We start from the raw sequence: 24,681 nt of genomic DNA on the forward strand, positions 1-24,681 counted from the left end.
TTAACGGTTTTCTTTGTGGGCACATAATCAAGATCGATTTTTAAAACCGTGAGTTAATTTTGTGTTTAAAGGCTTTTATGTTATCGAGGGTTACCTTTTGGCTTGCCCTTGTGGAATCCTCCGAAATTCGGAGGGCCACTACGTGGCATTCCACGGGGCTTGATCCAAACGGCGAAAAAACTACTTTAGTTGAGAGCGAGTTATTCTCGTTTTATTGTAGAATCAAAGTGGCAGCGAAACCTGCTTCATCTCTACTTTCGGTTCGTCCGAAGAATCCACATCTGTCCACGCAAAAATGACTTCATTGCCGATGATCTCCATCTGAGGAAAGCCCGTCCGGCGCGAGCTGTTAATTTGGTCAACAGTTCTTGTTGTAGCCGTTGTTTCATCTAATCCGAAAGAAGCCAGCTGCAAGTTAGCCTGTTCATTGCTATCCTTTTCCATCCATGAAATATAAGCTTGTCCATTTTGGACCGCTGCGTCAACACGTCCCAATGATTCTTTACTGTTAAGCTTGATCGGTTTTCCGAACTCTTTACCATCGTTCATAGAAATGGCCATATTAGCGGTAGGTTTATCATTTGCCCCGGTATGCCAAGCTAAAACGGTCGTTGATCCCTCGGCAGCCAGTTTGGGCCCATTCACAGGACAGGCCCCGATCTTCCAGTTATCATTATGCACGGTCTGTGGATTCGACCACTGTTTCCCATCAAATCGACTTACATAAATATCTCGGATTTCATCATCGGTCCGGTTGCGGTAAGCTACAATAGCACCATCTGAAGTTTTGATGAGTGAAGTCTGACAACAGTCGCAGACGGAATCATCAATTAAAAATTTGTCTTCAATTGTTCCATCAATAGATATTAACGCTCCCCGCAGTGTCATGGCATTATCCAGATCATAATAATCATCTTCCGATCTGTCGGCTGTTTGGCGTCCGTCTAACCAGACAGCTAGTATGGTATCATTATTCCAGGGAATCATCGATACAAAACCGTGTTCGGTGGCGGTTTCATCCTGATGAGGTGTCAGAACAGAGGACCAAGGTTTGTCTTTATTATTGGTGGAGATGGTGACATTGTAGGCGTACGGTCCGCCCGGGATTTTCTTCAGCCAGTGAGCTGCTACCGGTCCGTTTTCGTCGGCAATAATTGATGGAAAATCTGCCCAGTTGACGAACCAGCTGGAATCGCGGGTAATAGTATAAGGAGAACTCCAGTTTTGGTTGGCATATTTAGTGTACTGTAACACATTTCCCTGATCCGCTGATGAAATCCAGCTCATATAAAGCGTGTCTTCAACTGAATACAGGTAAGGATAGGAGCTGTTTTCGGGGGCGGGATGTTGCAGTGTACTAATATTACTATCGCCAGTTGAACATCCTATCAAAATCCCACCCAGCATTAATAAAAGAATCAGTGTTCGCTTCATGTTGTCTGTGTTTCTGTTTTCTCGTTTTGTAGTTTAATGAGCCGGTATCCTGTGTAAATTCCCAACACTTTTAAGATAGGAGATGTTATCAAATACCAAAGCGGTTCCCGTTCATTAAGTACAGAATAATCTACGAATCCTATGACAATCATCAACAGAATAAATCCTAAAATTTCGACATATGCTTTTGAACCTGCAATTGTAGTTGTAAGCAGCCCGCCAAATAATCCGAATGCAAACTGAAGGGCCGTAACTCCGGAGATCCAAATGTTGGACGGCATTTGTGAGATGCCCGTCAGAAATAGTTCAGTATTAAAATATACAGATACTATTACGTGCACGAAACTATTTAGAGCTACGATGGAGAAATATCCTACTGCGATGGCAAGCATTGATCGTATCATAAATGAGTGAACGAATGTAGCATTATACTTGTAAAAGTGGTGATAAATACTAATCAAAGTTATTGCGATGCCTGAAGGACCCGAAATTTGGAATACGGCAGACAAGTTACAGGATGCTCTGCAACACAAGGAGATCACCGATCTCTACTTTGCTTTTGATGAACTAAAGGAATTTGAATCAAAGCTGAAAGAAACGCGCGTAAAAAATGTGGAGGCGCGGGGAAAGGCGATCCTCACGTTTTTTGAGGATGACCTGGTGATGTACAGCCATAATCAGCTTTACGGCAAATGGATGATCAGCGAAAAGGGACAAAAGCCTGATACCAATCGATCACTGCGAGTTGCTATTCATAACGGGACAAAATCTGCCTATCTTTTTTCTGCTTCTGATATTGAAATTATACCTAAGGATGAGGTTCCGGAGCATTCCTATATCAAAAAACTGGGTCCTGATGTACTGCACCCGGATACGAGCTATGAAGATATCATCGATCGTTTCCAGTCGGATACCTTCCAGAACCGAAAACTAACCACGCTGCTTTTGGACCAGGGATTTATCAGCGGTATTGGTAACTATCTTCGGAGCGAAATTATGTTCTATGCCGGGGTGGATCCGCATCAAAAACTGAAACAGTATTCTGATGAAGAGAAAGAAGCTCTTGCTAAAGCAGTCGTGAAGCTGACAACGCGATCCTACGAGACAGGTGGCATTACTAATGACCCGTCGATCGTAGAAGCGCTGAAGCGAGAAAATGCTAACCGCAAGGAATATCGACATTTCGTGTATAAACGAACCGGCAATCGCTGTCACAAGTGTGGAACAGTTATCGAGCAGGATAACACCGGCGGACGCAAAATCTATTATTGTCCAAAGTGTCAGCTTGGTGAGTGAAGGAAATAAAACCAACGAGATTTAATGTTACCACTTACCATTGTAATAAAAAAGTTCCCTCCAGAGAGGGAACAGGGGCGGATTTAGAACTAATCCTTTAAATAAAGAAGCCATTATCGATATGAGCTCACTTAAAAAAGAAATGAGATCCTATTTTCTGCGTGACTTGGATCAACTTATAGATAATCTGCGGGAAATACCTGAGGATGAACTCTGGAGAGTACCGGATGGCGTTACTAATAGCTGTGGAGTTCTTGTACAGCATCTGGTTGGAAATCTTAATCATTATATCGGTGAGGGATTAGGACAAATAGGCTATGTACGTCAGCGCGAGCAGGAATTTGCCTCTACCGAAAAGTCCAAAGATGAATTGATCAGAGAAATAGAGGATCTGCAAATTACACTGGATGACGTTTTCGATTCTATAGGAGAGGCGGATTTCAATGCTTCGTATCCTATGGAATTATCTTTTGAGGCGTCGATCGGGGGATTTTTGATCCATCTTTATGGGCATTTGAACTATCATCTGGGACAGATCAACTACCTGAGGAGAATTCAGTCATCCTAAGAAACCCCATTTCTTCCGTCGGGTGGTTGGAGTTGCCGTCCGGCGGATTGGAGAAGCAGTAAGTAAAGTGGATTTCTTTTACTATTCTTTGGTTATATATGGCTTTTCTAAAACCAGTTAATTATTTAGTAGATGTTTCCGTGAAGGCCGTCCGGCGGAAAGTCAAGTAAATAAACTGAATTTGTTTTACCGCCCGACCGTACACCCAGCGGTCGGGCGGGAATGTGCCAATCTTCCGTAAAATCATTTCCTCAAAACAGATGAAACTAATCTCGCAGAATCATACCTTTGGGACCTCTGAAAATTTGAATCTAAAATGAAGCACGTCAATGAAAGACAATGATTTTTTAAAACCGGGCGATACCGTTAGTCACAGTAACAAGCAGCTGATGGAATCTCCCGAAGTAGAAAAGATTGCCGAGACTGTTATCGAACGGGAAAGCCTGGATTTTGGTCCTGCCTCAATTGGTTATTTCCTGGTTTATCCAAATCTCTCAAAATATCGGGCGGCAAAATGCAAAAAAGCCTCCCGGGAGGTTGAATATTACTCCGGTAACAATTACCTGATTGAAATATCCGGTGAAATGTGGGATATGCTGGATCAAAAAACACGGGAAATGGTGTTGTTTCACCAGCTTCTGCATGTCGACCCTGTTTACAAGGCCAAGAATCAGGAGTGGAAGATGAAAACTCGCAAGCCTGACTTTTCTGATTTTTACGAAATCAACGATAAATACGGCAACGACTGGTATAAAACAGTACAAGCCACTGTTTCATCGCTCTACGATTTGGATCCAAAGCGTGAGAGCAAAGTTACCTTATAAATAATCACCACGAGTATGTTGAATTAAGCATCCCATCTGTTAAACTCTAAAAACGACATGTCGCAGAGGCATGTCGTTTTTTATTTGTAATAGGTTAATTAAATAAAAGAGGGAAGAGGATGTATAATGAAGTCAGCTAACTTCATCTTTCAGGACAAATCCCTTACTGTGTATATTTTCGATACTGACGCCGGGATTGTCCGCCAGGTGCTTTCGAAGCTTGGAGATATAGACATCCATAATACGTCTGTTGAAGTAGTTACTGTCTCCCCATATTTCCTTCAGCGCTTTTTCTCTGCTTAGAAGTTCACCTTTCTTTTTGCAAAAAAGAGTGAGCAAGTCGGCTTCCCGTGGAGTTAGCGACTTCGTTTCTTGTTCCTCGGAGGTAAGCTGACGCTTACTAGTATCAAAAGTAAAGTTGCCGAGCTTATAGATATTGTTGCTTCGATCATCCTTCGTGTTATCAAAGCGATTGAGAATTGCCCTTATTCGGGCGATAAGCAGTTCTTCGTCCACAGGTTTAACAATATAGTCGTCTGCTCCAAGGTTAAATCCTTTAAGCTGATCTACTTTTAACGTTTTAGCGGTTAAAAAAACGAATGGCGTATTGGGTTGTAGTTCCTTTATTTCACGAGCCAGAGTAAAGCCATCTTTCTTCGGCATCATAATATCCAAAATACAGAGATCATAATTTTGATCTTTGATCTTGGACAATCCTTCGTTACCGTCTCTGGTCCAGTCGACACGAAACTCGTTCATTTCCAGATATTCTTTTAGGATATAGCCGAGATTTTCATCGTCTTCAACCAGAAGCAGGCGATAACTCATAGTATAAAATAATTAATATTTAGGCGGGCAGAATAATTGTAAAAGTACTGCCCTTATTGATTTGACTGTTAAGCTTTATTCGTCCTTTGTGAGCCTTTACAATACTTTTCACGTAACTAAGACCCAATCCAAACCCTTTGACATCATGTATATCGCCCGATTGGGCCCGATAAAATTTTTCGAAAATATGTTTTTTGGTTTCTGTGTCCATACCAATTCCATTGTCAGTAATGCTGAAGCTGACACCTTCATCTCCATGTTCTGTTGAAATGGTAATATTGGGTTGCTGTTTGGAATATTTAATGGCGTTATCGATAAGATTCTGGATGATATTTTTGATATGGGTTTTATCGGCATAAATGATATGCTTGTCCGCATTCAGATTGAGGCTGACAGACCCATTTCTCTCGGAGAGAATAAGTTTAAATTTACTGACCTCCTTTTTAATAAGCTCATGAAGGTTTATTTTCTCTTTGTTGATTTTTGTGTAGTCAGAATCTGCAAGCGTCATTTGCAATACCTTGTCAACCTGTTTTTTAAGACGTTTACTTTCATCATGGATCAGGTCAAGATAGCTGGTGAGTTTTTCGGATTGTTGTAGCTGTTGTGACTTTCCAAGTGCTTTAGATGCAAGAGAGATGGAGAAGATGGGAGTCTTAAATTCATGGGTCATATTGTTTATAAAGTCGTTCTTCATTCTGGCTAGTTTCTTCTGTTTTCGAATGGTGAGAATTGTATAAGCAAAACAGCCGACTATGATCAGAATTCCGAGGATCGAAAGACTCAACATCCAGCCAATCTGTTTGGCAATGTAAAAGCCTTTGTTGGGGAAATGGAAATTAATATGCGCATCTCCCATTAGTATAGGAGTACACATCTTATACTTTGATTCTATAATGGGTGACAGATCGGGGCCGCTCATAGTCGCAAATATAACATACTCTTTATCGTCTTCCTGCCCACATCGATCACAATTGGGACTATGATTAACGAGTCCAAATTCGTAATCGATATTAAAATTATTCGCATTAAAGACGGAATCTATTTTTGCACGAAGCTTTCTTTTAAGTGTATCTCGAGATAATAAAAGGTTCTCACCGGAGAAGGTAGATTTATCATTATTAATGATGAAAGCTAATGGTTGAGGAAGGTCATAAAGATAAGAATGTAACGAGGGAAGATAGTTGTCATTGGCATAAGCCAGGAGAGATTTTTCCAGTTGGTCATCCGCTTTAACACTATTACTGATATCCCCTCTGATAGAATTTAAACGCTGGTCAAATTGCTCCTTTTGGGTTTTATATGCTGCATCGATCCAGAAGTATTGAACTACAACAATTCCCACTAACGAAATAACAGTTAGGGCGATGACTAAGTAGATTTTTTTCTGTGAAAAAGCCATAAGCAGGAAGTTTCACCTTTTCTGTTATGCTAAAAGTATAAAAGATATGTTCCTATTACACATTCGTTAACATTTCATTAACATTTTTAAGTTTCTGTTAGTAGGAAGCACACCGGTAGATTAATAGCTTAACGGAGCGATGAACTGTAAGTAAAGCATAATTGGTATCAACTTTAAGTTATGAGTTATTTTGTTGCGCTTTTGGTCTTATTCCATATTAACCAGGCCGATTCGGTAATATTTTCCAACAAGGTTCAGATATCAGCGGATAACCCCAAAAATTCACATGTTGAGCCTCATCTAAGCATAAATCCCAACAACTCAAATGAGTTTTTGCTGGCATCCGTAGTATTACCTGATTCCAGCAGGCATCATGTTGACGCATTTCGATCAACAGATAACGGCAGGAATTGGGTTAGGGAAAAGCTGCCGACTACGGATTCCCTGGGTACAATCGATCCTTGGACTGCTTTCGATCGCCGGGGAAATTCGTTTGTGTCTTTACTTACTGCTACTACTTTTTCCAAAGATGACAGCTTTATAGGATTTAAGCTTTTCCGGAAAAGTAATGTACAGAACGATTGGCTAAACACTTATACCCATATTTCGGAGAGAGGGCAGGGAGGTTCTTTCGATCAGCCCAAGCTTACTATTGATAATACTATGAATAGTAAGTATACCCACCGGCTTTATATGAGTTCTAACCGCTGGGCCCGTCCGACGAAGCTTCAAAATTCTACCAAGACCGTTGCTTTTTTGTATTCACAAAACGCCGGCGACTCTTTTTCAGATATCAATTATGTTGCTGAAAATAATTTCAGGAAGCAAAGTTTAAATACATTGATTTTATCGGATGGTACTCTTATTGGTGGATACTATAATTACATGACCATCGAGCCGCGGTCATTACGTACCAAACCAGCATGGACATTTAAATCATTTGACGGCGGAAAAACCACTTCCTATCCCAATATAATAACAATAAAAGCGGTAGATATGCCACTGTTGGCTGCTGATACGACGTCGGTTGAATATCAGGACCGAATATATATGGCCGGGGTACTTTCGCATAAGAATCCCACACTATCTGTACTTTTTTCCGACAGCAGGGGAGAAAGATGGAGTGAACCAAAGAAAGTAAAAGAATTGGCTACTGCACGTAAAATAGCTCACTATCCCGCAGTTGACGGAGAAGGAAGGCTGGGAATTCTTTGGACAGAAAAGATGAGTGAAAGTAAAAATAAGGAGTGTTATCGAGTGCATTTTTCTCACTCTTGGGATGGAGGGGAATCCTTTGCTACAAAATCAGTCTTGGAAGAAGGCAAATACTGCTTGGATATCCCGGGTAAGCCCAGAATGTATGCAATGGCTGATGAATACCGCCCCGTTAATCCTCGGTTTTCTAAAGGAGGGGAATATTTAGGATTGGTTGGAATGCCTGAAGGCGGATTTTACGCCGTTTGGGTTCAGACCGTCGATGGTATACTCCAGCTTAGGGGAAGTCACATAGAATTTGAATGAGAATGTATTGATAATCTTAAACCGTAATAAAATGACTACTAATATGACATGTTCACTAAAAACTTTTTTTGTCACCTCATGTTGCCTGCTAATAATCCCGTTTGTGGCCCACGCGCAGTCGGACCATGAGAGCGAAGAGCTTGCAGAGGACGATTCTATTGAGATAATGGTCCATAAACAACCCAATTGCCATTGCTGTACAAAATGGACTTCGTATCTGAAGGAAAAAGGTTTATCTGTCACCGAGACTCAGAGTGACACTCTGGATGCTGTTAAGGATCATTATCTTGTGCCCGAAGATCTCGAGTCCTGCCATACGGCAATCGTTGACGGTTATGTGGTAGAGGGACACGTGCCGGTCGAATCGATCTACAAATTACTGAAAGAACAGCCTGATGCCCAGGGAATTTCTGTCCCGAATATGCCAACCGGTACACCAGGTATGGGAAATGACGGGACCCCCTTTGAAGTATATCTTTTTGATGAAGAGGGGAATCACTCTCTTTTTGAAAAATATTGATATAGCTGATAGCCTTATCGCGCAATTATCTATCTAATTTTTTAACTCAACTGAAAAGCACCTCGTCATGTGTCGATATTTAAAAAAAGATTGCGTACCACTAAATAACATACTTCTGCTTGTTGTTGCAATAGTGACTGTCAATTCGGTGGCGTGTGCACAGTCGAACGCGGGAACTGCTGATGCGATATTTGAAGCAATGCAGATAGGAGAGGGGAGTTGGGCCGCTGATATCGGAAGTGGAGATGGGGATTACTCCATTCCGATGGCGTCTATAGTAGGCGATTCGGGCCATATTTTTGCCGTGGATATCGATGAGGATAAACTTCAAGAATTACGAAAAAGATTAAAAGTTCGGGAAGTAACAGGTATAAGTCCGATCTACAGCATTTCCGGAAATCCTATGCTCCCACCGAATTCGCTGGATGCTATATTGGTCAGGAATGCCTATCACGAATTTCGAAATTACATGAGCATGCTACATCATATGAAAAGAGCACTCAAGCCGGGGGACGCCTGGTTATGGTCGAGCCTATACAAGAAGAGATGATTGATAAGAGCAGGGAAGAGCAGACTGAGGAACACGATATTGCCATGCGATATGCACTCGATGATCTGAAAGAAGCCGGATTCCGGATAGGAAAAAAAGTTGACCGTTTTAATTCCAACAGGTACCAGCGGTACTGGATGGTTATCGCAAAACGACCCCAGGATTAATATAATTAATTACCTTCCCCTGGAAATCGACTAAAGCTCGATCAGCATGAAAACCGTAGCAATTACCAGTAACAAGGTAAGCACACTTACAATTAGTATATCGAGCCGGGTAGTGGATTCGGGCTGTATTTGATTGATCCTTTTTCTTATCAAGATAGTACTGAGGGTTATCATCAAAGGTAGTGATATAACATTTCGGCACTCTAAAATATCATTGCGTGATGTGCGATAAATTTTGTAATATTGGGATTCTAAATTAAATGCATTATCACTTCTTGTCATCATTTAAAAAGACATATCGCCTATTTTCGATGCTTCTGGCAATTTTAGTTGCCGTAAGCATCTCACTTCCGGTGGATCTGATAGCAGCACACTGTAGTATGGATATGGATTCTCCGGCAGCTGAAATGTCAGCCGATCACTGTCCGATGACAGAAAGCCATCAGTATGAGGAGTCACATGATCAGCAAGAAGACTGTGACTGGATTTTAAGCTGTGCTTGTAATATCAATAAAACAGAGGTAAAACCAGAAGCTGTACCATCAGTTTCTAATAATGCGAAAACTTTTGTTGTCTCTGTTATCCAATTTATTGATAGTGAATCCAAGACAACTTCTGCTTTTCTCCGTGCTTCGTACTTGACCTCCCATACTGAATTCCCACCCCTCTTTCTGGTAAATAGCGTATTCCTGAATTAGTCAATCCTGCCTTTAAATCTTTTCTAGGCCTCTACGCATTACGTATCACGAATCACGTAGTTAATCTCGTAGCCCGTAATGCGTTGTAGTTATTTGCTTTTATCTCACTACTCAAGACTCACGACTAATTCAATGCTCGACAAAACCATACGCTTTTTTCTTGAAAACAAGCTTATTTCAGTGCTCCTGCTGCTTCTTTTTGTGGGATGGGGGATAGCTGTGGCTCCCTTCAACTGGCAGCTTGATGATGTTTTTCCGCGTGATCCGGTGCCGGTGGATGCCATTCCCGATCTGGGTGAAAATCAACAGATTGTCCATACTGAATGGCCGGGTCGATCTCCGCAAGATATTGAGGATCAGATCACTTATCCGCTGACGACCGAACTGTTGGGACTACCGGGAGTAAAGACCGTGCGCAGCAGTTCTATGATGGGGCTATCCACGATCTACGTGATTTTTGAGGAGGATATCGAATTTTATTGGAGCCGCTCCCGCATTCTCGAAAAGCTTAACGCCCTTCCTTCGGGGACGCTTCCCGAAGGCGTGCAGCCCTCACTCGGACCCGATGCCACCGGGCTCGGACAGATTTTCTGGTATACATTGGAAGGACGAGACAGTGACGGAAATCCGGCCGGCGGCTGGGATCCGCAGGAGCTTCGTACTATCCAGGATTATACGGTGGATTATGCTCTGACTTCGGCTAAAGGAGTGGCCGAAGTAGCACCAGTTGGCGGATACGTCAAGGAATATCAGGTGGATGTTGATCCGGAAGCCATGCAGGTGTACGATATTACGATGCAGCAGATCTTTGAAGCGGTCCGGGGCAGTAACGTTGATGTCGGTGCGCGGACGGTTGAGATGAATAATGTGGAATACCTGGTGCGCGGACTCGGATACATCAAGAACCTCGAAGACTTGGAACAAGCCGTAGTGGTAAGCAGGGATAATACGCCTATTCGTATTAAGGATATAGCGCATGTTACGCACGGACCTGCGATGCGACGGGGCGCTCTCGACAAATCCGGTGCCGAAGCGGTCGGAGGGGTAGTCATTGCCCGCCAGGGTGAAAATCCGCTGCAGGTGATTCAAAACGTAAAGGAACAGATTCGCGAAATCTCTGCGGGTTTGCCTTCCAAAACGTTGGATGATGGCACTGAATCAAAGGTGACAATCGTCCCGTTTTACGACCGCACCGAGCTTATTATGGAGACGCTGGGAACCTTGGAGGAAGCTCTGTTTTTACAGATTCTGGTGACGATTATTGTAGTCATTGTCATGGTGATGAACCTGCGATCTTCGGTACTCATTTCCGGATTGCTGCCGATAGCCGTGCTCATGACGTTCATTTCAATGAAATACGGTGGGGTGGATGCAAACATTGTAGCACTGACCGGTATTGCCATTGCCATCGGTACAATGGTGGATATGGCGGTGATCCTTACCGAAAATATGATCCGGCATATTGACGAGGCCGGGGATGAAGAATCACTGCTGGAGGTTATTTTCAGAGCTACGAGTGAAGTTGCATCGGCCGTTGTCACCGCTGTTTCAACGACTGTGATTAGTTTCCTTCCCGTCTTTACGATGATTGCCGCCGAAGGGAAGCTGTTTATTCCGCTGGCTTATACCAAGACATTTGCGCTGATTGCCTCTATCATCATTTCCCTGATTATTATACCGCCGTTTGCACACTGGTTCTTTTCGGTACGCATCAAAAAGCGTCCTCTGAAATTTGCCTGGAACTGTTTTGTGGTGGTATTAGGATTGATAAGCATCATCTTTTCCGTACTGCCATGGGCTGGGTGGCTGTTACTGCTTTTTGGTGCCAATACACTTGCCTCGCTCTATATAGAAGCATACAGCGAGAGGCAGGCTGTTCGGATTAACAATTTTGTTGCTGCCATCGTGGTCACATGGCTGTTGGCGAAAGCCTGGCTGCCACTGGGGCCGGAAGTATCGCTCTTCAGCAATTTTATTTTTGTAGGCAGTATCGCCGCGCTGTTGATAGGCATTTTCTTCCTCTTTATCCGCTATTTTCGTCCGATTCTACAGTGGGCGCTCTATTACCGGAAAACCTTTCTTTCCATACCGTTGGTGCTTGTGATATTGGGCGTAACCATCTGGCTTGGATATGGTAAGATGTTCGGATGGGTTGGAAAGAGCTTCGATTCAGTAGGACTTCCGGTGCAGGAGACCACGGCCTGGACCTCGATGGAGGAGACTTTTCCCGGACTCGGCGAAGAGTTTATGCCGCCGCTGGATGAGGGAGCTTTTCTGCTGATGCCGACCACCATGCCTCATGTGGGAGTGGAAGAGGCAAAAGATTACATGCAAAAAATTGATATGGCGGTATCCTCTATTCCCGAAGTGGATATTGTAGTAGGAAAATTGGGTCGGGCAGAAACGGCGCTGGATCCCGCTCCCATATCAATGTATGAGAATGTAATTCAGTATAAAAGCGAGTACAAACGAGATGAGGACGGGCGAAGAATTCGATATGCCGTCAATGAGGACGGAGATTATATCCGTGATGAATCCGGAGCATTAATTCCCGACTATAACGGGCAGTATTATCGGCAATGGCGTGATCACATCAAAAACCCTGATGACATCTGGGAGGAAATTGTCAATGCCACTCGTATGCCCGGTCTGACTTCAGCTCCCAAGTTGCAGCCGATTGAAACCAGGCAAATTATGCTGCAGTCGGGAATGCGCGCGCCAATGGGTGTCAAGGTTAAAGGTCCTGATCTTCAGACAATTGAGTCCTTCGGTCTGGAGCTGGAGGAAATACTTCGAGGCGTGCCCGAAGTGAAGAGCCAGGCGGTGTTTGCAGATCGAATTGTAGGGAAACCATATCTCGAAATTGAATGGGATCGGGAAGCACTGGCCCGGTATGGATTAAAAATTGCAGATGTTCAGCAGTACCTGGAGGTGGCCATGGGCGGAATGGCGCTGACACAGACTGTTGAGGGACGCGAACGGTATCCGGTGCGGGTGAGATATGCCAGGGAGTATCGCGATCGTCCTGAAGAGATCGAACGGATGTTTGTATCGACGGCTTCGGGGACAAGTATTCCGCTTGGATTGCTCGGAGAAGTTAAGTATCGGCAGGGTCCGCAGATGATCAAGAGCGAAGACACCTTTCTTACCGGCTATGTTACCTTTGACAAAAGAGACGGCTATTCGGAAGTAGAGGTTGTTGAAGCGGCCCGGCAGGAGATTGAGGAGAAAGTTGGAAGTGAAGAGCTTTCAGTACCTCCGGGGATCAGCTTTGAATTTGCCGGCAGTTATGAAAATCAGGTACGGGCCGAAAAACGCTTGGCTATTATAATGCCGATCACCTTGCTGATCATCTTTTTGATTCTCTACTTCCAGTTCCGATCGATCTCCACGACCGCCATGATCTTTAGCAGCATATTTGTGGCCTGGGCCGGCGGCTTTATTATGATTTGGCTGTACGGTCAGCCGTGGTTTATGGATTTTGAACTGTTTGGCACCAACATGCGAAATCTGTTTCAGATGGGGACCGTAAACCTTAGCGTTGCAGTGTGGGTTGGCTTTATCGCTCTGTTCGGGATTGCTGCCGACGGTGCGGTGGTAATTGCCACCTATATTCACCAGCTGATGGATCGGCATAAACCTAAAAATGTAAATGAGCTTCATGAGATCATTATTAAAGCCGGTAACATTCGTATTCGTCCAACCCTGATGACAACGGCTACTACGACGCTTGCTCTGTTGCCGATTCTTACATCCAGCGGACGCGGTGCCGATATTATGATTCCCATGGCTATTCCAACATTTGGCGGCATGATGGTTGCGATCGTCACGCTATTTGTGGTGCCCGTGCTCTACGCCGTTTGGCAGGAATCCAAGTGGAAGATGGAAGAGAAAATGGAACAATTACCGCTGACGAGTGAAAGTGAAAATTCCAATGAATCAAGCTAAACTGGTGATTATGACGAACTATAGAATAGATGTAGATCAATCTTCCTGTCCTCCTTCTCCCGCTGAAGTCTCGGGGCCGGCAAGGAGGAACTCCTACAATTATTGGAGGCTTTTGAGTTTAAAGTCCCCCTTGGAGAAGGGGGGTTCAGGGGGATTGAAAATCCTCACATTTATTTTCCTGTTACTAATCGGTGGAAGTCTCCAGGCCCAGGACCATCCTTCACCCGGATCGCACGAGGCCGTGGAAGACAGCATTGCCTTAAATCGCTATATACGAGAGGCATTGGCCAATAATCCGCATATTGATGGATTGTTTCACCAATACTACGCTCGTCTGGAGCAGATTCCGCAGGTTGGCGCTTTACCGGATCCTGAAGTCATGTTGCAGTATCATATAAATCCGGCGGAATACAGCAATCCGCTGACCCGTACGACGGTCAGTGCCACTCAGATGTTTCCCTGGTTCGGTGTGCTCGGCAAAAGAGAGGAACAAGTTGAGAAGATGGCAGAAGTAGAATGGACCGCTTTTGAAGCGGCCCGCAACGAGATCGTTCAGGATATTAAAGAGCGCTGGTACCGAATGCATGAGCTGCATCATCACTTGATGATCTTTGATCGAAATATGGATTTGTTGGGACAGCTTGAACGACAGGTACAACGACGGTATGAAAGTGGGAAAGTCAGCCAGGTTGACTTGCTTCGAATCCAGATTGAACAAGATAACCTGGAAATAAAAATCATAAACACCCAAGAGAAGTTGGAGGCAATGAAGATCCGGTTTAATTCACTGCTTAATCGTCCGGCGGAGTCCGAGGTTCAAATTACTGATGTAATGTATATCACACAGCTGACTAGAAAAAAGGACCGCCTTCGACAAGTCGTATATGATAATAATCCCGAACTCCGTGGGAGAGAACTAGAAGAAGAGGCTGCTCTTGTAGCTGAGGAACAAGCCCGTCTGGAGGGACGTCCGTCGTTCGGTCTTGGGCTGATGGTTATGAATAAGAACTATATGTATATGCCCCTGATGGGCGGCGATAAAGCGGCTCTGACAGGTTCGCTTACTATTCGTGTTCCGTTGTCGCGATCCAAATATCGGGCCCAACAGAAGGAGGCTAGAATTGAAGCACGAATCGCACGTGAAGAACAGCAGGAGGTTACAAATCGATTGACTGCCGAGGTAGAATCTTTGCTTCAGCGGTACCGGGATGCCGATCGAAGAATTGCTTTGCATGAAGAACGGCTGATCCCTAAAACCCGTCAGGCACTGGAAATAGCACAAGCTGACTACAGTTCGGGGCGCGCAGACTTTGAGCAGATCATCCAGTTGCAACAGCAATTGCTGGATTATGAAATGAAGCTGAATACAACCTATGTGGAGCAAAATATAGCCATAGCTGAAATAGAGACCTTGGCAGGGGAATACAACATTAGCCCAGAAGAAATTGAAACAGAATAAAAACGTACGGACGTACCTTGGTACGTCCCGACCGTTTTCATCAAAAAGAAAAAGGAATTATGAAATCACTAAAATTAAAACAGATAGGAAAAACAGTCGGCATACTGCTGATTGGACTTTTCTTAGGATGGCTGTTCTTTGGCGGTTCCGCCGGGGAAGAGGCAACAGATATAAACCAACACATCGAAGAAACCCATACCGATGAGGAGGGAAAAGTAGTTTACACCTGCAGCATGCATCCCCAGATTCGGCAAAATGAGCCCGGAAATTGCCCCATTTGCGGTATGGAGCTTATACCTGTCGACCAGGCTGAAGAGCAGCAAGAAACCGTATTTACAATGACCGAAGCCGCAGTGAAGCTGGCGGAGATTCAAACATCAACCGTAGAGCGGCGCATCCCTGAACTGGAAGTTCGTCTGCCGGGACGAGTGGCTGCCGATGAGCGGCGGGTGTCATCCATCACCGCGCAATTTCCGGGACGTATCGAAGAACTCTTTGTCGATTTTACCGGTACCTATGTTGAGGAGGGGGAAAAACTGGCTACCATCTACTCACCGGAACTGCTCTCCGCGCAGCAGGAACTAATTGAGGCGGCCAGAAATAAAAAAACGAATCCCGGGCTCTATGAATCCACCCGCAGAAAGCTGCGTTTGTGGGGACTTGCCGAAAGTGAAATACAGCGCATAGAATCAGCCGGAGAAGTAACCGATGCATTACCGATAATTGCCACCCGCAGTGGATATGTGACCCAGAAAAATATCGATGTAAAGGATTATGTAGATGAGGGGACCGTTATGTATAAAGTGGCTGATTTTTCTAAGCTCTGGGTGCTGTTTGATGCCTATGAGACAGATATCGGAGTTTTAGAGGAGGGAGATTCGGTTGATTTTACCGTCCGCAGTTATCCCGGCAAGACTTTCGAAGCCGAAATAACCTATGTAGACCCATTTGTTGATCCGGATACAAGGACTGCACGCGTTCGTGCCGAAGTGGAAAATCCCAATGGGCAACTTAAGCCGGATATGCTAGCCCGCGGTACGGTTTCAGGGTCTCTCAATGAAGGTGAAAAGCTCATGGTGCCTCAATCCGCGGTTATGTGGACTGGTAAACGATCTCTCGTTTTTGTGAAGCAGCAGGATAGTGAGGTACCATCTTTTGAACCGCGACTTGTAACACTGGGAAGGCGTTCAGGTGATTATTATGTTATTGAAGAAGGACTTGAAGAGGGGGAGCAGATTGTGACCCACGGAAACTTCAAACTCGACAGCGCTGCTCAGCTGGCCGATAATCTTAGTATGATGAATCGTGAACCAGGAAGTGGGGCCAACCGGGTAGGACATGATCACGATGACAATAGCAATGAACAACAGATACAACAGGATGGCCGCAGTCAACTTATTGACAGTAGGACAGAGGTTAACAATAATAATACTGAAGTTCCGCAAGCATTCCGTGAGACATTAAAACAGGCTGTTTACAAATACCTGGATTTAAAAGATGCGCTGGTGGATTCTGATCGGAAAGAAGCTTCTCAACAGGCCGAACGTTTCCTCGATCAGCTGGAACGTGTAGATATGTCACTACTGAAAAGTGATTCACACGATCGATGGATGGAATTTATGGAGGATCTAAACAGAGAAGCTACACAGATGGTCGAACAGAAAGAACTTGATGCTCAACGCAAAGCTTTTTTCCCTCTTTCTGAATTACTGGTTGAAAGTGTGCGTGAAATTGGTGTGGACGGTGTTTTGTATTACCAGTTCTGTCCAATGGCCTTTGGGGATGACGGAGCCTACTGGCTCAGTACAGAGGAGAAAATACGCAATCCTTATTTGAGCGAAAATATGCCCAACTGCGGTGAGATCATCGAAGAAATAGAATATTAAAACTACTAACTAGCACACACCCCTAAATTCTTCCCGAAAGCTTTCGGGAGGGACTTTTACTTATTCCTGTAATTAAGGAGTTTCCTCCGGGGGAGGGGACAGGCCCTGTGGAATGCCACAAAGTGGCCATCCCTAACTGGGATGATTCCACGAGGGCAGGGGTGGGTCAGTAATACTAACTTAAATTTATCTAATCTACTGATATGTATAAATTAAAGACAATTGTACTCTCTGCACTAATAATATCGTCAGGTCTTACTGTCCACGCACAGGAACATCAACATAACGAACATCTATCTACTCTGCTGGAGCATTATTTGGAAGCCAAAGGGGCACTGGCTGAAGATGATTTTAAGGCTGCTCAGCTAGCGGTATCTGATTTGAGTGACGAGGTTGTTGAGAATAACGAAATGAATAATCACCAGGAACACGCACAAATGCATGCCAACCATCACGGTTCTATGGTCGAAGCTGTTACCAATGCAGTACAGGCCGAAGATATTAATGAGTTGAGATCTTCCTTCAAAGATATTTCATCCAATCTAATAAAAGCGCTTGAAAATCAGGGCTATGATGAAAAATCATTATATCTGCAATTTTGTCCGATGGCAGATAATGGTGAGGGGGCTCGATGGATAAGTGACCAAGAAGCGATTATCAATCCCTATATGGGTAAGAAAATGCCGGGATGTGGAAAAACAGAAGAAATAATTGAATCACATCATTAAATGATTGAGTATTTATAACTGGTAGGTGATGTTATTATTTATCAGCCTTCTAAATAATGGAGTTTTTAAGAAGTTGATGATTGCTAAAACTGAACCAAAGCAGTTTCTGAACCCGATTTATTATTAACTTTAAGATATAGTCATGTCTAACCATACCGGCTTCCTCTCCCGATTACATGCATGGCTGCTGCATAAAGGCAGCGACCGTTATAATGAGCGTGTTGATGAAAGAAAAAGAAAACTTTTTTCGGGACTTTCTGGAAAGGTATTGGAAATTGGTCCGGGAACTGGAGCTAATCTTGAATATTATCCCGATGAGGTATCGGTTACAGGTTTAGAACCAAATCCCTATGCACAGAAATATCTGCAAGAAAAAGCCCGTGAAATGAAAAAGCAGATAACTATTATCACAGGTACAGCTGAAAATATTTGCTTGGATGATAAAAGTTTTGATGCTGTTGTCAGTACATTGGTTTTATGTTCGGTAGACAACCTAAACAATAGCCTTTCAGAGATAAAGAGGGTCCTTAAGCCAGGCGGGCAATTCCTTTTTCTGGAGCATGTTGCTGCCGACGATAAAAGTTGGCTGCATTCGATTCAGAAATTTATCAAACCGCTGTGGAAGTGTATGGCCGACGGATGCCATCCCGACCGTGAGTCGTGGAAAGCCATAGAATGTGCTGGATTTCAGCATATAGAAATGGAACATTTTAAACTCCCATTGCCGGTGGTTGGACCTCATATCATAGGGAAGGCAGTGAAGAAATAAGATGAGTGAATTTTGTTCTGGTAATTCCGATTGCAGCTGCTATCGAAAGGACGGAGCCGGGAGGTCTAGGGTATACTACTTATTTCCTTATTTATTGAAAGGAGGGAATTTTTGTTGCTGGATTCAAAAATTTAATCAAACTGTAAATTATGTGCTGAAGCAAAAGGATACTGATCGGGAGTTACCTTTAGTCTCGTACCGTAGCTCCGCTGCGGTACGTCGATTATACCCGCTCTGCGGGTGGTTTTGCGAAGTAGTAACTATTGGAATAATTTATTTTTGTAATTGAGTGGTACTGCTTGGTTGAAAATGTTTGTGGTGTCCCTTTTGTCTTGATACAAAGGGACTAAAAAATCAAGTCCTCCGTGGAATCCTCCGATTTATCGGAGGGTTACTTTGTAGCATTCCACAGGACGAGCTGAAGAATTGTGAAATCGGCTTCTGCCTGCAGGATGCGCGGATTTTGATGGTCCGTTAACCTTACAGCTTGTTTTCTTAGATATCACCGGTACAAAATCCACACCTGCTTCCTTTGGCTTCAGCACACAATTCTTAGGCCCAGGGGAAACGTGTAATCGGATTTTAAATATGAGCTATGTAGAATAAAGCTGATATTCCTATTCCTCCTCCTCAAAAAATTTCATCTCAAGCGCCTCAAGGCGATTTTCGATATTTATCAATTTTTGAAGGATGAGAACATGCGTCTTACCGGCGTCGATACCAACCGGACTGTCATCACTTTTGATCTCTTCAAGAATTTCTTCGTACTCTTGCTTCGAAATATTAAAACTCATAGCTGTAAATCTATCTGTTAAGTTTCAATTGAGAGAGCTTAGAAAAGCACCATGTCACATTGAATCCTGTCCCGAGCTTGATTCAGACTCTCTTCGGCATCTGTTGCTAAAATTTGTTTAAAGATTTTGAATCATGGTTTATCTATAGATCCTGATCCGTCGTCTTGCCCTGTGGAACCCGTCGGTATGTTCCACGGGACTGGCCTACAGGATGACACAGTTTTGAAGCTCTTAGCTCAATAAAATATAATACTTATTGAACATCATATCCTTCTTTCTTCAGAAAATCGCGCACCTTGTCAACATGGTCGCCCTGAATTTCAATTGTTTTGGCGTAGCTGGTTCCACCGGCGCCACACTTTTGCTTGAGTTGTTTTTCCAGCTTTTCAATGACTTGCGGGTTATGTTGAATATTGCTAACCATAGTAACAGTCTTACCGCGACGTCCGCTGGTATCCAATTTTACTTTAATTGCCATGATAAAGTGTAAACTTTATTCCGTTTCTAATTCATTCTTATTTTCCTGATTCTCAAGCCATTGCTTGTACTTCTGCAATTGCTCCAGGTAGATATCATAGACACATCGTGGACATCCTGTTCCGCAACAGTCGGTAGGGAGAGGCTTTTCAGGTTTTTGCATAATAGATTCTTATATAAAAAGTTGCAGCGATTCCGCTTTTGGGTCATTATCAATGAGAATCATCCGCAACTTTACACACTTTCTCCGTAGGCTTCGGGTCGTTTGGTTTTGAGCTCAAATCCGTGCACCGAGTAATTTTTCAAATGCCAGATAAAACGTTTCCATTTCGATTCGGGCAGTGTAAATGAGATAACTGAACCTGCAGCGCGACGTAAGGTTTTGTCGGCGTCTATAAATTGTTCGATATCCACAATTACCAGACCGTTAAACGATTTTACCTTATTCAGGAAATACCGTTCTTGCGGTGTGGCATACTTTACACGTGATTGCGAATAGCTGGAATATACACCCGAAAGCTTATCGCCGTTTTTGAAATACAGGATATCGTCAGATTCATGCATATCTTCAAAAAAACGATCCAGCTTTTCATACGTTTCAGATTCAACTCTCGAAGCCAGTTCTGAAGTGTCGATAATTTGAGCCTTGCGGTTCAGCTTTTTCTCTAAGTCTTTGAGTGCCTTTCTCTTATTGGGCTCATAGATCCCCAAAAATAAGCTTAAATGATGCCTGTCTTCATCTATGGTTGAGACAAGGTGATTCAGCAATTTTTCGTACTTCGAATCACCATAAGAAATATCCTGAAACTCGTTTTCAGCTGTTTTGATCTCCATCTGTTTCTTTCTGATTTTCCTAAGTTATTCTGAATAAGTAATAGGGGTAAGAGAAAAAATTACCCACCTACTGCTTTAATTATTAAACGCCCGCAATATAAAAAAGCTTCTTCATTCAACGAAGATTAAACTTGATAAATCGAGGAAGTTTCTTCCGCCGAATTAATAGTAATATCCAGATCTTCAATACGGCCGTTTTCGAGGCTGTAAATCCAACCATGTACAGATAAGTCCTGATCTTGTTGCCAGGCCTCTTGCACGAACGGTGAATGGCACACATTCATTACCTGTGCCCGGACATTGATTTCACAAAGACGGTTGATCCTATCGTGTTGATCTTCAATAGCGCCTATTTCTTCGACATGATCCTTGTACATATCCTTTATATGACGAAGCCAGTGATCGATCAGTCCCAGCCGCTGATTTTCAAGTGCCGCCGTAACACCACCACAACCGTAGTGACCGCATACGATAACATGTCTCACTTTAAGCTGTTCGACCGCATATTGTAAAACCGACTGACAGTTCAAATCCGAATGTAATACCACATTGGCAATATTTCGGTGGACAAACATATCTCCCGGAGCCAGATCAACCACCTGCGTTGCCGGCATGCGGCTGTCTGAGCAGCCGATCCACAGGTAATCGGGACTTTGTCCCTCTGCCATTTCCTCTACTAGTTCAGGGTTTTCATTTTTAAGACGATCAGCCCATTGTTGATTGTTGTCTAATAGATCTGTTGGATTACTCATTATCTAATTATTTCCTTTATAGATTTTACCTTCCTTCATGACAAATGACACTCGTTCAAGTGCAGAAATATCCTTCAATGGATTTTCGGGCACGGCAATAATATCGGCCGTTTTATCTGGCTCAATCGACCCGAGCCGGTCATCTATTTCCAAAACTTCTGCTGCTGTTATTGTTGCGGATTTGATAGTCTCCATGGCTGGCATACCGGCTTCGGTCATATATCCGAACTCTTTGGCATTCTCTCCATGAGCAAAAACGCCGGCATCGGTCCCGAATACAATATTGACACCACTCTTATAGGCTTCTTCAAATGTATTTTGTATTTCCGGTCCAATTTTAAGTGCTTTCGGTCGTACTACCTCGGGAAAATAGCCTGGTATTTTAGCTGAATCTGCTACTGCTTTTCCCGCAGTTATTGTCGGCACATAATATGTTCCGTGCTCTTTCATCAGTTCCATTGTTTCAGATTCCATATACGTGCCATGTTCTATTGTTTTGACGCCCGCTTTGATTGCTCGTTCCATACCTTCAGTGCCGTGGGCATGAGCGGCTACGTGATAACCGATATCATCGGCAGTTGAGATAATTGCTTCGAGTTCGTCTGTTTTAAACTGCGGTGCCCGACCGCTTTTGGCAAGACTGAGAACGCCTCCGGTAGCAGTAATTTTAATAAGGTCGGCCCCGTTTTTATAGCGTTGTCTAACACCTTTTCGTGCATCGCCGGTACCGTTTACAACGCCTTCTTTTGGACCCGGATCGCCTTCAATATCATCCTTCCAGCCGTTGGTAGGATCCGCATGTCCGCCGGTCGTTGCCAACGCTTTTCCAGCCGTAAAAATCCGTGGCCCATCTATCTTGCCGGTATTAATGGCATCACGCAGCGAAATGTTGATGCCTCTTCCGCCGAGATCACGAACTGTTGTAAAACCTGCCATCAACGTTGTCTCGGCATATCCTGCGGCATTGAATGCAACATCGGCATCATTCAGCGTGAATTGCTTTATATAATCATCCGGACTCGTTTGGCTTTCGATATGCACATGCATATCAATGAGTCCCGGAAGCACCGTTTGATCTTTCAGATCAACGAGTTCAGCTTTCTTCGGTACTTCAACATAGCCGTCTTCAATGGCTTTTATCGTCGATTCCTCAACAATAATTGTGACTTCTGTTTGAACCTCATCGCTGACCCCATTAATGAGCTGACCGCAGTGGATATAGGTTGTTTGTGCGTGCAGAAAATTTCCTATTCCCAGTAGCAGAACAATGACAATACTTGAAGTGAGATTTCGCATAGTGAAGATATTTGTGCTTTATAGCTAACAAATGGTCTTAACTCTTAGTGAGTTATACCCAAAGCATTCCAATCATTGATTTGATGCGAATATAATGATTGTAGCAGGTATTTAGAAAAAGATAAGAAAATAAGAACCCTGCCAGGTTTTTAGAGTCTCTGGCAGGGTTATAGTGAACAATCAGTAATAGTTATCGAGATTTTCTTCTGGTACCTGATATTTCAGTATAGGTGGTGGTATTTCCAGAGGGGGTAGTTACTGAAATTTTAATAGTTAAACTTGCTGGATCGTTTGATTCGTCATCGGTATCCCGGATAGAAAAATTGAACTCTGTTGCTCCTGGTCCGGGAAATAGATGATTACCAAGGGTAAAGTCTGCATCTCCTGTAACTTCGATTCCGTCACCAGCTTCTACTTTAATTTTCGTACCGGCAGCCATAGGGTTGCCATTCATATCGGTAACCGTATATGAGAATTTTTCACCGCCATTTGGGTCTAAATCAAACGTAGTGGGAGTAGCACTGATCTGAGCCCCCCGTGTAGAAAAGACTACGTTGATATCTTTTGAAACAGTATTATCATTCTCATCTACCGTGGTAGCGGTCACCGTTGCGTACCCCGGACGTCCGCCACTGCCACTTATATCATCATCAGGTCGGGGATCACCGGATATCAGATCTACTTGTACAACACCATCCTCATCGGTTTCTCCGGATCCCTGTATGATACCTCCTGTAGAGTTGAAGTAGACGACCGTACCTGGTTTTACGGGATTTGAAAACTTATCACCGACGATCACATTAATGCTATTTCTGACATTATTGATATCATATCCCTCAAAATTATATTTGTCGGGTGATATGCTGAAGTGATCGGGATCAGGAAATCCTCCATGAATAGCAACAAGTACAGGAGAAGACTTTATCGTTACGCCCAGGTCAGGCCGATCGATACTTGCTTGTATCTTTACCGGACCGGCAATGTTTCCGCTAAACAGGGAGCTCGTAACCTTACCCTGCGCATTTGTCGTGGCCGTTTTGGGGATAAGTTCTTCGTCCCCACCGGGCCCGGAAAGAATAGAGAAATCAACATCAACAGCTTCATCATTGTTAATTGGACGTCCCGCGGAATCCTGTACAACAAACGTGAATGCGGTACTAACTTGATCGCCCGTTTCTTTAATATTTATTGCCTGATTGGCGATCCCGTCCAGGATGATAGCAGCAGGTCCTTCTGGTTCACCACCTACGCTGTCTTCCCCTTCATCCCCGTCATCATCATTGTCACTGGAAGAGGAAAGCTCAATAACCAGATCATCTACATTTGTTTCAGGGGCAACTTTAAAACTGGTTTGTGCGGTTTCATAACCTTGTTTCGATACTTCAATTGCTACATTTGCAGTTTCATTACCCGGATCCACATCAAACGAAAAGTTGCCGACAGAGTCGGTTGTGGCTGTTTGTTGCAGTTCAGCTGGCTGGGTGATTTCCACAACTGCGTTTTCTATGGCACTTCCGGAGCCCGATTCAACCACTTGGCCTGCTATAATGCTGGTTTCATCGGCAGCGCTGCAGGAGTAAAGTAGTATAGATGCAATTATAATGGGGAAGAGATAACAGAGATGATTTTTCATTGTTTTTTTAGATCCGAATATTTGTAAATGATTTATCCCGGTTTTGTTTGTCAAAGAGTCTTTTACACCAACGTAGTTACTGATATTAGAAAAACTTAATATTTATTGTAAGGTTCAGTTTTCTCATTGTCAAAACAAATTAACAAATTCCCGTCCGGGTTCGAATTTAATCCCGGATGAATAAGCAGGGGAGCTAAATTGGACTGTGAAATCAGCCCCAGGAGAGACAGAGGGTAATATTAGAAAATTTTAATATTTAACTTGCTTTTTCTCTTGGTACCTATAATATTTGTAGTT

General features: G+C 43.6%; 24 protein-coding genes. 13 read left to right on the plus strand and 11 right to left on the minus strand.

From position 1 onward, the window contains the following. Positions 1–222: 222 nt before the first annotated feature. Both ACT3ID_RS11140 and ACT3ID_RS11145 read right to left on the minus strand, forming a co-directional pair. Positions 223–1,434 carry a sialidase gene (locus ACT3ID_RS11140; protein WP_491542108.1) on the minus strand — a complete coding sequence of 404 codons (1,212 nt, stop codon included), beginning with the start codon at positions 1,432–1,434 and terminating at the stop codon, positions 223–225. Further along, positions 1,431–1,838, minus strand: a complete 408-nt coding sequence (locus ACT3ID_RS11145; protein WP_491542109.1) for a hypothetical protein — start codon at positions 1,836–1,838, stop codon at positions 1,431–1,433. Before ACT3ID_RS11145 ends, ACT3ID_RS11140 begins: the two co-directional genes overlap by 4 nt. A gap of 67 nt (positions 1,839–1,905) precedes the next feature. On the opposite strand from ACT3ID_RS11145, the gene nei reads away from it, so the two are divergent. The 3 genes from nei to ACT3ID_RS11160 all read left to right on the plus strand — a co-directional run bounded on the left by nei (position 1,906) and on the right by ACT3ID_RS11160 (position 4,122). Continuing rightward, positions 1,906–2,730 (plus strand): endonuclease VIII, encoded by an 825-nt coding sequence (gene nei / locus ACT3ID_RS11150; RefSeq protein ID WP_491542110.1) that lies wholly within the window; start codon positions 1,906–1,908, stop codon positions 2,728–2,730. A gap of 121 nt (positions 2,731–2,851) precedes the next feature. After that, complete coding sequence (locus ACT3ID_RS11155) at positions 2,852–3,298, plus strand: DinB family protein (protein ID WP_491542111.1); 447 nt, start codon at positions 2,852–2,854, stop codon at positions 3,296–3,298. Between the two features lie 329 nt (positions 3,299–3,627). Further along, positions 3,628–4,122, plus strand: a complete 495-nt coding sequence (locus ACT3ID_RS11160) for a putative metallopeptidase (RefSeq protein ID WP_491542112.1) — start codon at positions 3,628–3,630, stop codon at positions 4,120–4,122. Between the two features lie 132 nt (positions 4,123–4,254). Here the strand turns inward: ACT3ID_RS11160 and ACT3ID_RS11165 are convergent, their stop codons facing one another. Together ACT3ID_RS11165 and ACT3ID_RS11170 are read right to left on the minus strand one after the other, a co-directional pair. After that, positions 4,255–4,950: a response regulator transcription factor gene (locus ACT3ID_RS11165; RefSeq protein ID WP_491542113.1), complete on the minus strand. Its 696-nt coding sequence runs from the start codon at positions 4,948–4,950 to the stop codon at positions 4,255–4,257. Positions 4,951–4,969: 19 nt separating this feature from the next. Next, positions 4,970–6,352, minus strand: coding sequence for a sensor histidine kinase (locus tag ACT3ID_RS11170; protein ID WP_491542114.1), 1,383 nt, complete (start codon positions 6,350–6,352; stop codon positions 4,970–4,972). A 180-nt stretch (positions 6,353–6,532) separates the two neighbouring features. Here ACT3ID_RS11170 and ACT3ID_RS11175 point away from each other — a divergent pair, with 180 nt between their 5' ends. The 10 genes from ACT3ID_RS11175 to ACT3ID_RS11220 all read left to right on the plus strand — a co-directional run bounded on the left by ACT3ID_RS11175 (position 6,533) and on the right by ACT3ID_RS11220 (position 18,598). Then, positions 6,533–7,873, plus strand: coding sequence for a sialidase family protein (locus tag ACT3ID_RS11175; RefSeq protein WP_491542115.1), 1,341 nt, complete (start codon positions 6,533–6,535; stop codon positions 7,871–7,873). 43 nt (positions 7,874–7,916) lie between these two features. Then, positions 7,917–8,393: a DUF411 domain-containing protein gene (locus tag ACT3ID_RS11180; protein WP_491542116.1), complete on the plus strand. Its 477-nt coding sequence runs from the start codon at positions 7,917–7,919 to the stop codon at positions 8,391–8,393. 67 nt (positions 8,394–8,460) lie between these two features. Continuing rightward, positions 8,461–8,943, plus strand: a complete 483-nt coding sequence (locus tag ACT3ID_RS11185) for a class I SAM-dependent methyltransferase (protein WP_491542117.1) — start codon at positions 8,461–8,463, stop codon at positions 8,941–8,943. Then, a complete protein-coding gene (locus ACT3ID_RS11190; RefSeq protein ID WP_491542118.1) occupies positions 8,916–9,110 on the plus strand; it encodes a hypothetical protein in 195 nt (64 codons plus the stop codon). Before ACT3ID_RS11185 ends, ACT3ID_RS11190 begins: the two co-directional genes overlap by 28 nt. A gap of 275 nt (positions 9,111–9,385) precedes the next feature. After that, positions 9,386–9,808 carry a hypothetical protein gene (locus tag ACT3ID_RS11195; RefSeq protein WP_491542119.1) on the plus strand — a complete coding sequence of 141 codons (423 nt, stop codon included), beginning with the start codon at positions 9,386–9,388 and terminating at the stop codon, positions 9,806–9,808. A gap of 132 nt (positions 9,809–9,940) precedes the next feature. Then, positions 9,941–13,756: an efflux RND transporter permease subunit gene (locus tag ACT3ID_RS11200; protein ID WP_491542120.1), complete on the plus strand. Its 3,816-nt coding sequence runs from the start codon at positions 9,941–9,943 to the stop codon at positions 13,754–13,756. Further along, a complete protein-coding gene (locus ACT3ID_RS11205; RefSeq protein ID WP_491542121.1) occupies positions 13,743–15,215 on the plus strand; it encodes a TolC family protein in 1,473 nt (490 codons plus the stop codon). Before ACT3ID_RS11200 ends, ACT3ID_RS11205 begins: the two co-directional genes overlap by 14 nt. Before the next feature lie 59 nt (positions 15,216–15,274). Further along, positions 15,275–17,101 (plus strand): efflux RND transporter periplasmic adaptor subunit, encoded by a 1,827-nt coding sequence (locus ACT3ID_RS11210; protein WP_491542122.1) that lies wholly within the window; start codon positions 15,275–15,277, stop codon positions 17,099–17,101. A gap of 203 nt (positions 17,102–17,304) precedes the next feature. After that, a complete protein-coding gene (locus ACT3ID_RS11215; RefSeq protein WP_491542123.1) occupies positions 17,305–17,829 on the plus strand; it encodes a DUF3347 domain-containing protein in 525 nt (174 codons plus the stop codon). Positions 17,830–17,971: 142 nt separating this feature from the next. Beyond that, the gene (locus tag ACT3ID_RS11220; protein ID WP_491542124.1) at positions 17,972–18,598 is read left to right on the plus strand and encodes a class I SAM-dependent methyltransferase; all 627 of its coding nucleotides are present in this window, start codon (positions 17,972–17,974) and stop codon (positions 18,596–18,598) included. A 617-nt stretch (positions 18,599–19,215) separates the two neighbouring features. On the opposite strand, the gene ACT3ID_RS11225 is transcribed toward ACT3ID_RS11220, so the two are convergent. The 7 genes from ACT3ID_RS11225 to ACT3ID_RS11255 all read right to left on the minus strand — a co-directional run bounded on the left by ACT3ID_RS11225 (position 19,216) and on the right by ACT3ID_RS11255 (position 24,384). After that, positions 19,216–19,392, minus strand: a complete 177-nt coding sequence (locus tag ACT3ID_RS11225; protein ID WP_491542125.1) for a hypothetical protein — start codon at positions 19,390–19,392, stop codon at positions 19,216–19,218. Between the two features lie 253 nt (positions 19,393–19,645). Then, on the minus strand, positions 19,646–19,870 hold the full coding sequence (locus ACT3ID_RS11230) for a translation initiation factor (protein WP_491542126.1): 225 nt from the start codon (positions 19,868–19,870) through the stop codon (positions 19,646–19,648). A 15-nt stretch (positions 19,871–19,885) separates the two neighbouring features. Beyond that, a complete protein-coding gene (locus ACT3ID_RS11235) occupies positions 19,886–20,032 on the minus strand; it encodes an oxidoreductase-like domain-containing protein (RefSeq protein ID WP_491542127.1) in 147 nt (48 codons plus the stop codon). Positions 20,033–20,103: 71 nt separating this feature from the next. After that, a complete protein-coding gene (locus ACT3ID_RS11240) occupies positions 20,104–20,703 on the minus strand; it encodes a hypothetical protein (RefSeq protein ID WP_491542128.1) in 600 nt (199 codons plus the stop codon). 125 nt (positions 20,704–20,828) lie between these two features. Beyond that, positions 20,829–21,455: a carbonate dehydratase gene (gene can, locus ACT3ID_RS11245; RefSeq protein WP_491542129.1), complete on the minus strand. Its 627-nt coding sequence runs from the start codon at positions 21,453–21,455 to the stop codon at positions 20,829–20,831. A 3-nt stretch (positions 21,456–21,458) separates the two neighbouring features. After that, a complete protein-coding gene (locus tag ACT3ID_RS11250) occupies positions 21,459–22,751 on the minus strand; it encodes a metal-dependent hydrolase family protein (protein WP_491542130.1) in 1,293 nt (430 codons plus the stop codon). Positions 22,752–22,941: 190 nt separating this feature from the next. Further along, the gene (locus ACT3ID_RS11255; protein WP_491542131.1) at positions 22,942–24,384 is read right to left on the minus strand and encodes a carboxypeptidase regulatory-like domain-containing protein; all 1,443 of its coding nucleotides are present in this window, start codon (positions 24,382–24,384) and stop codon (positions 22,942–22,944) included. Positions 24,385–24,681 lie beyond the last annotated feature (297 nt).

Source organism: Fodinibius sp. GM108, assembly GCF_058386985.1.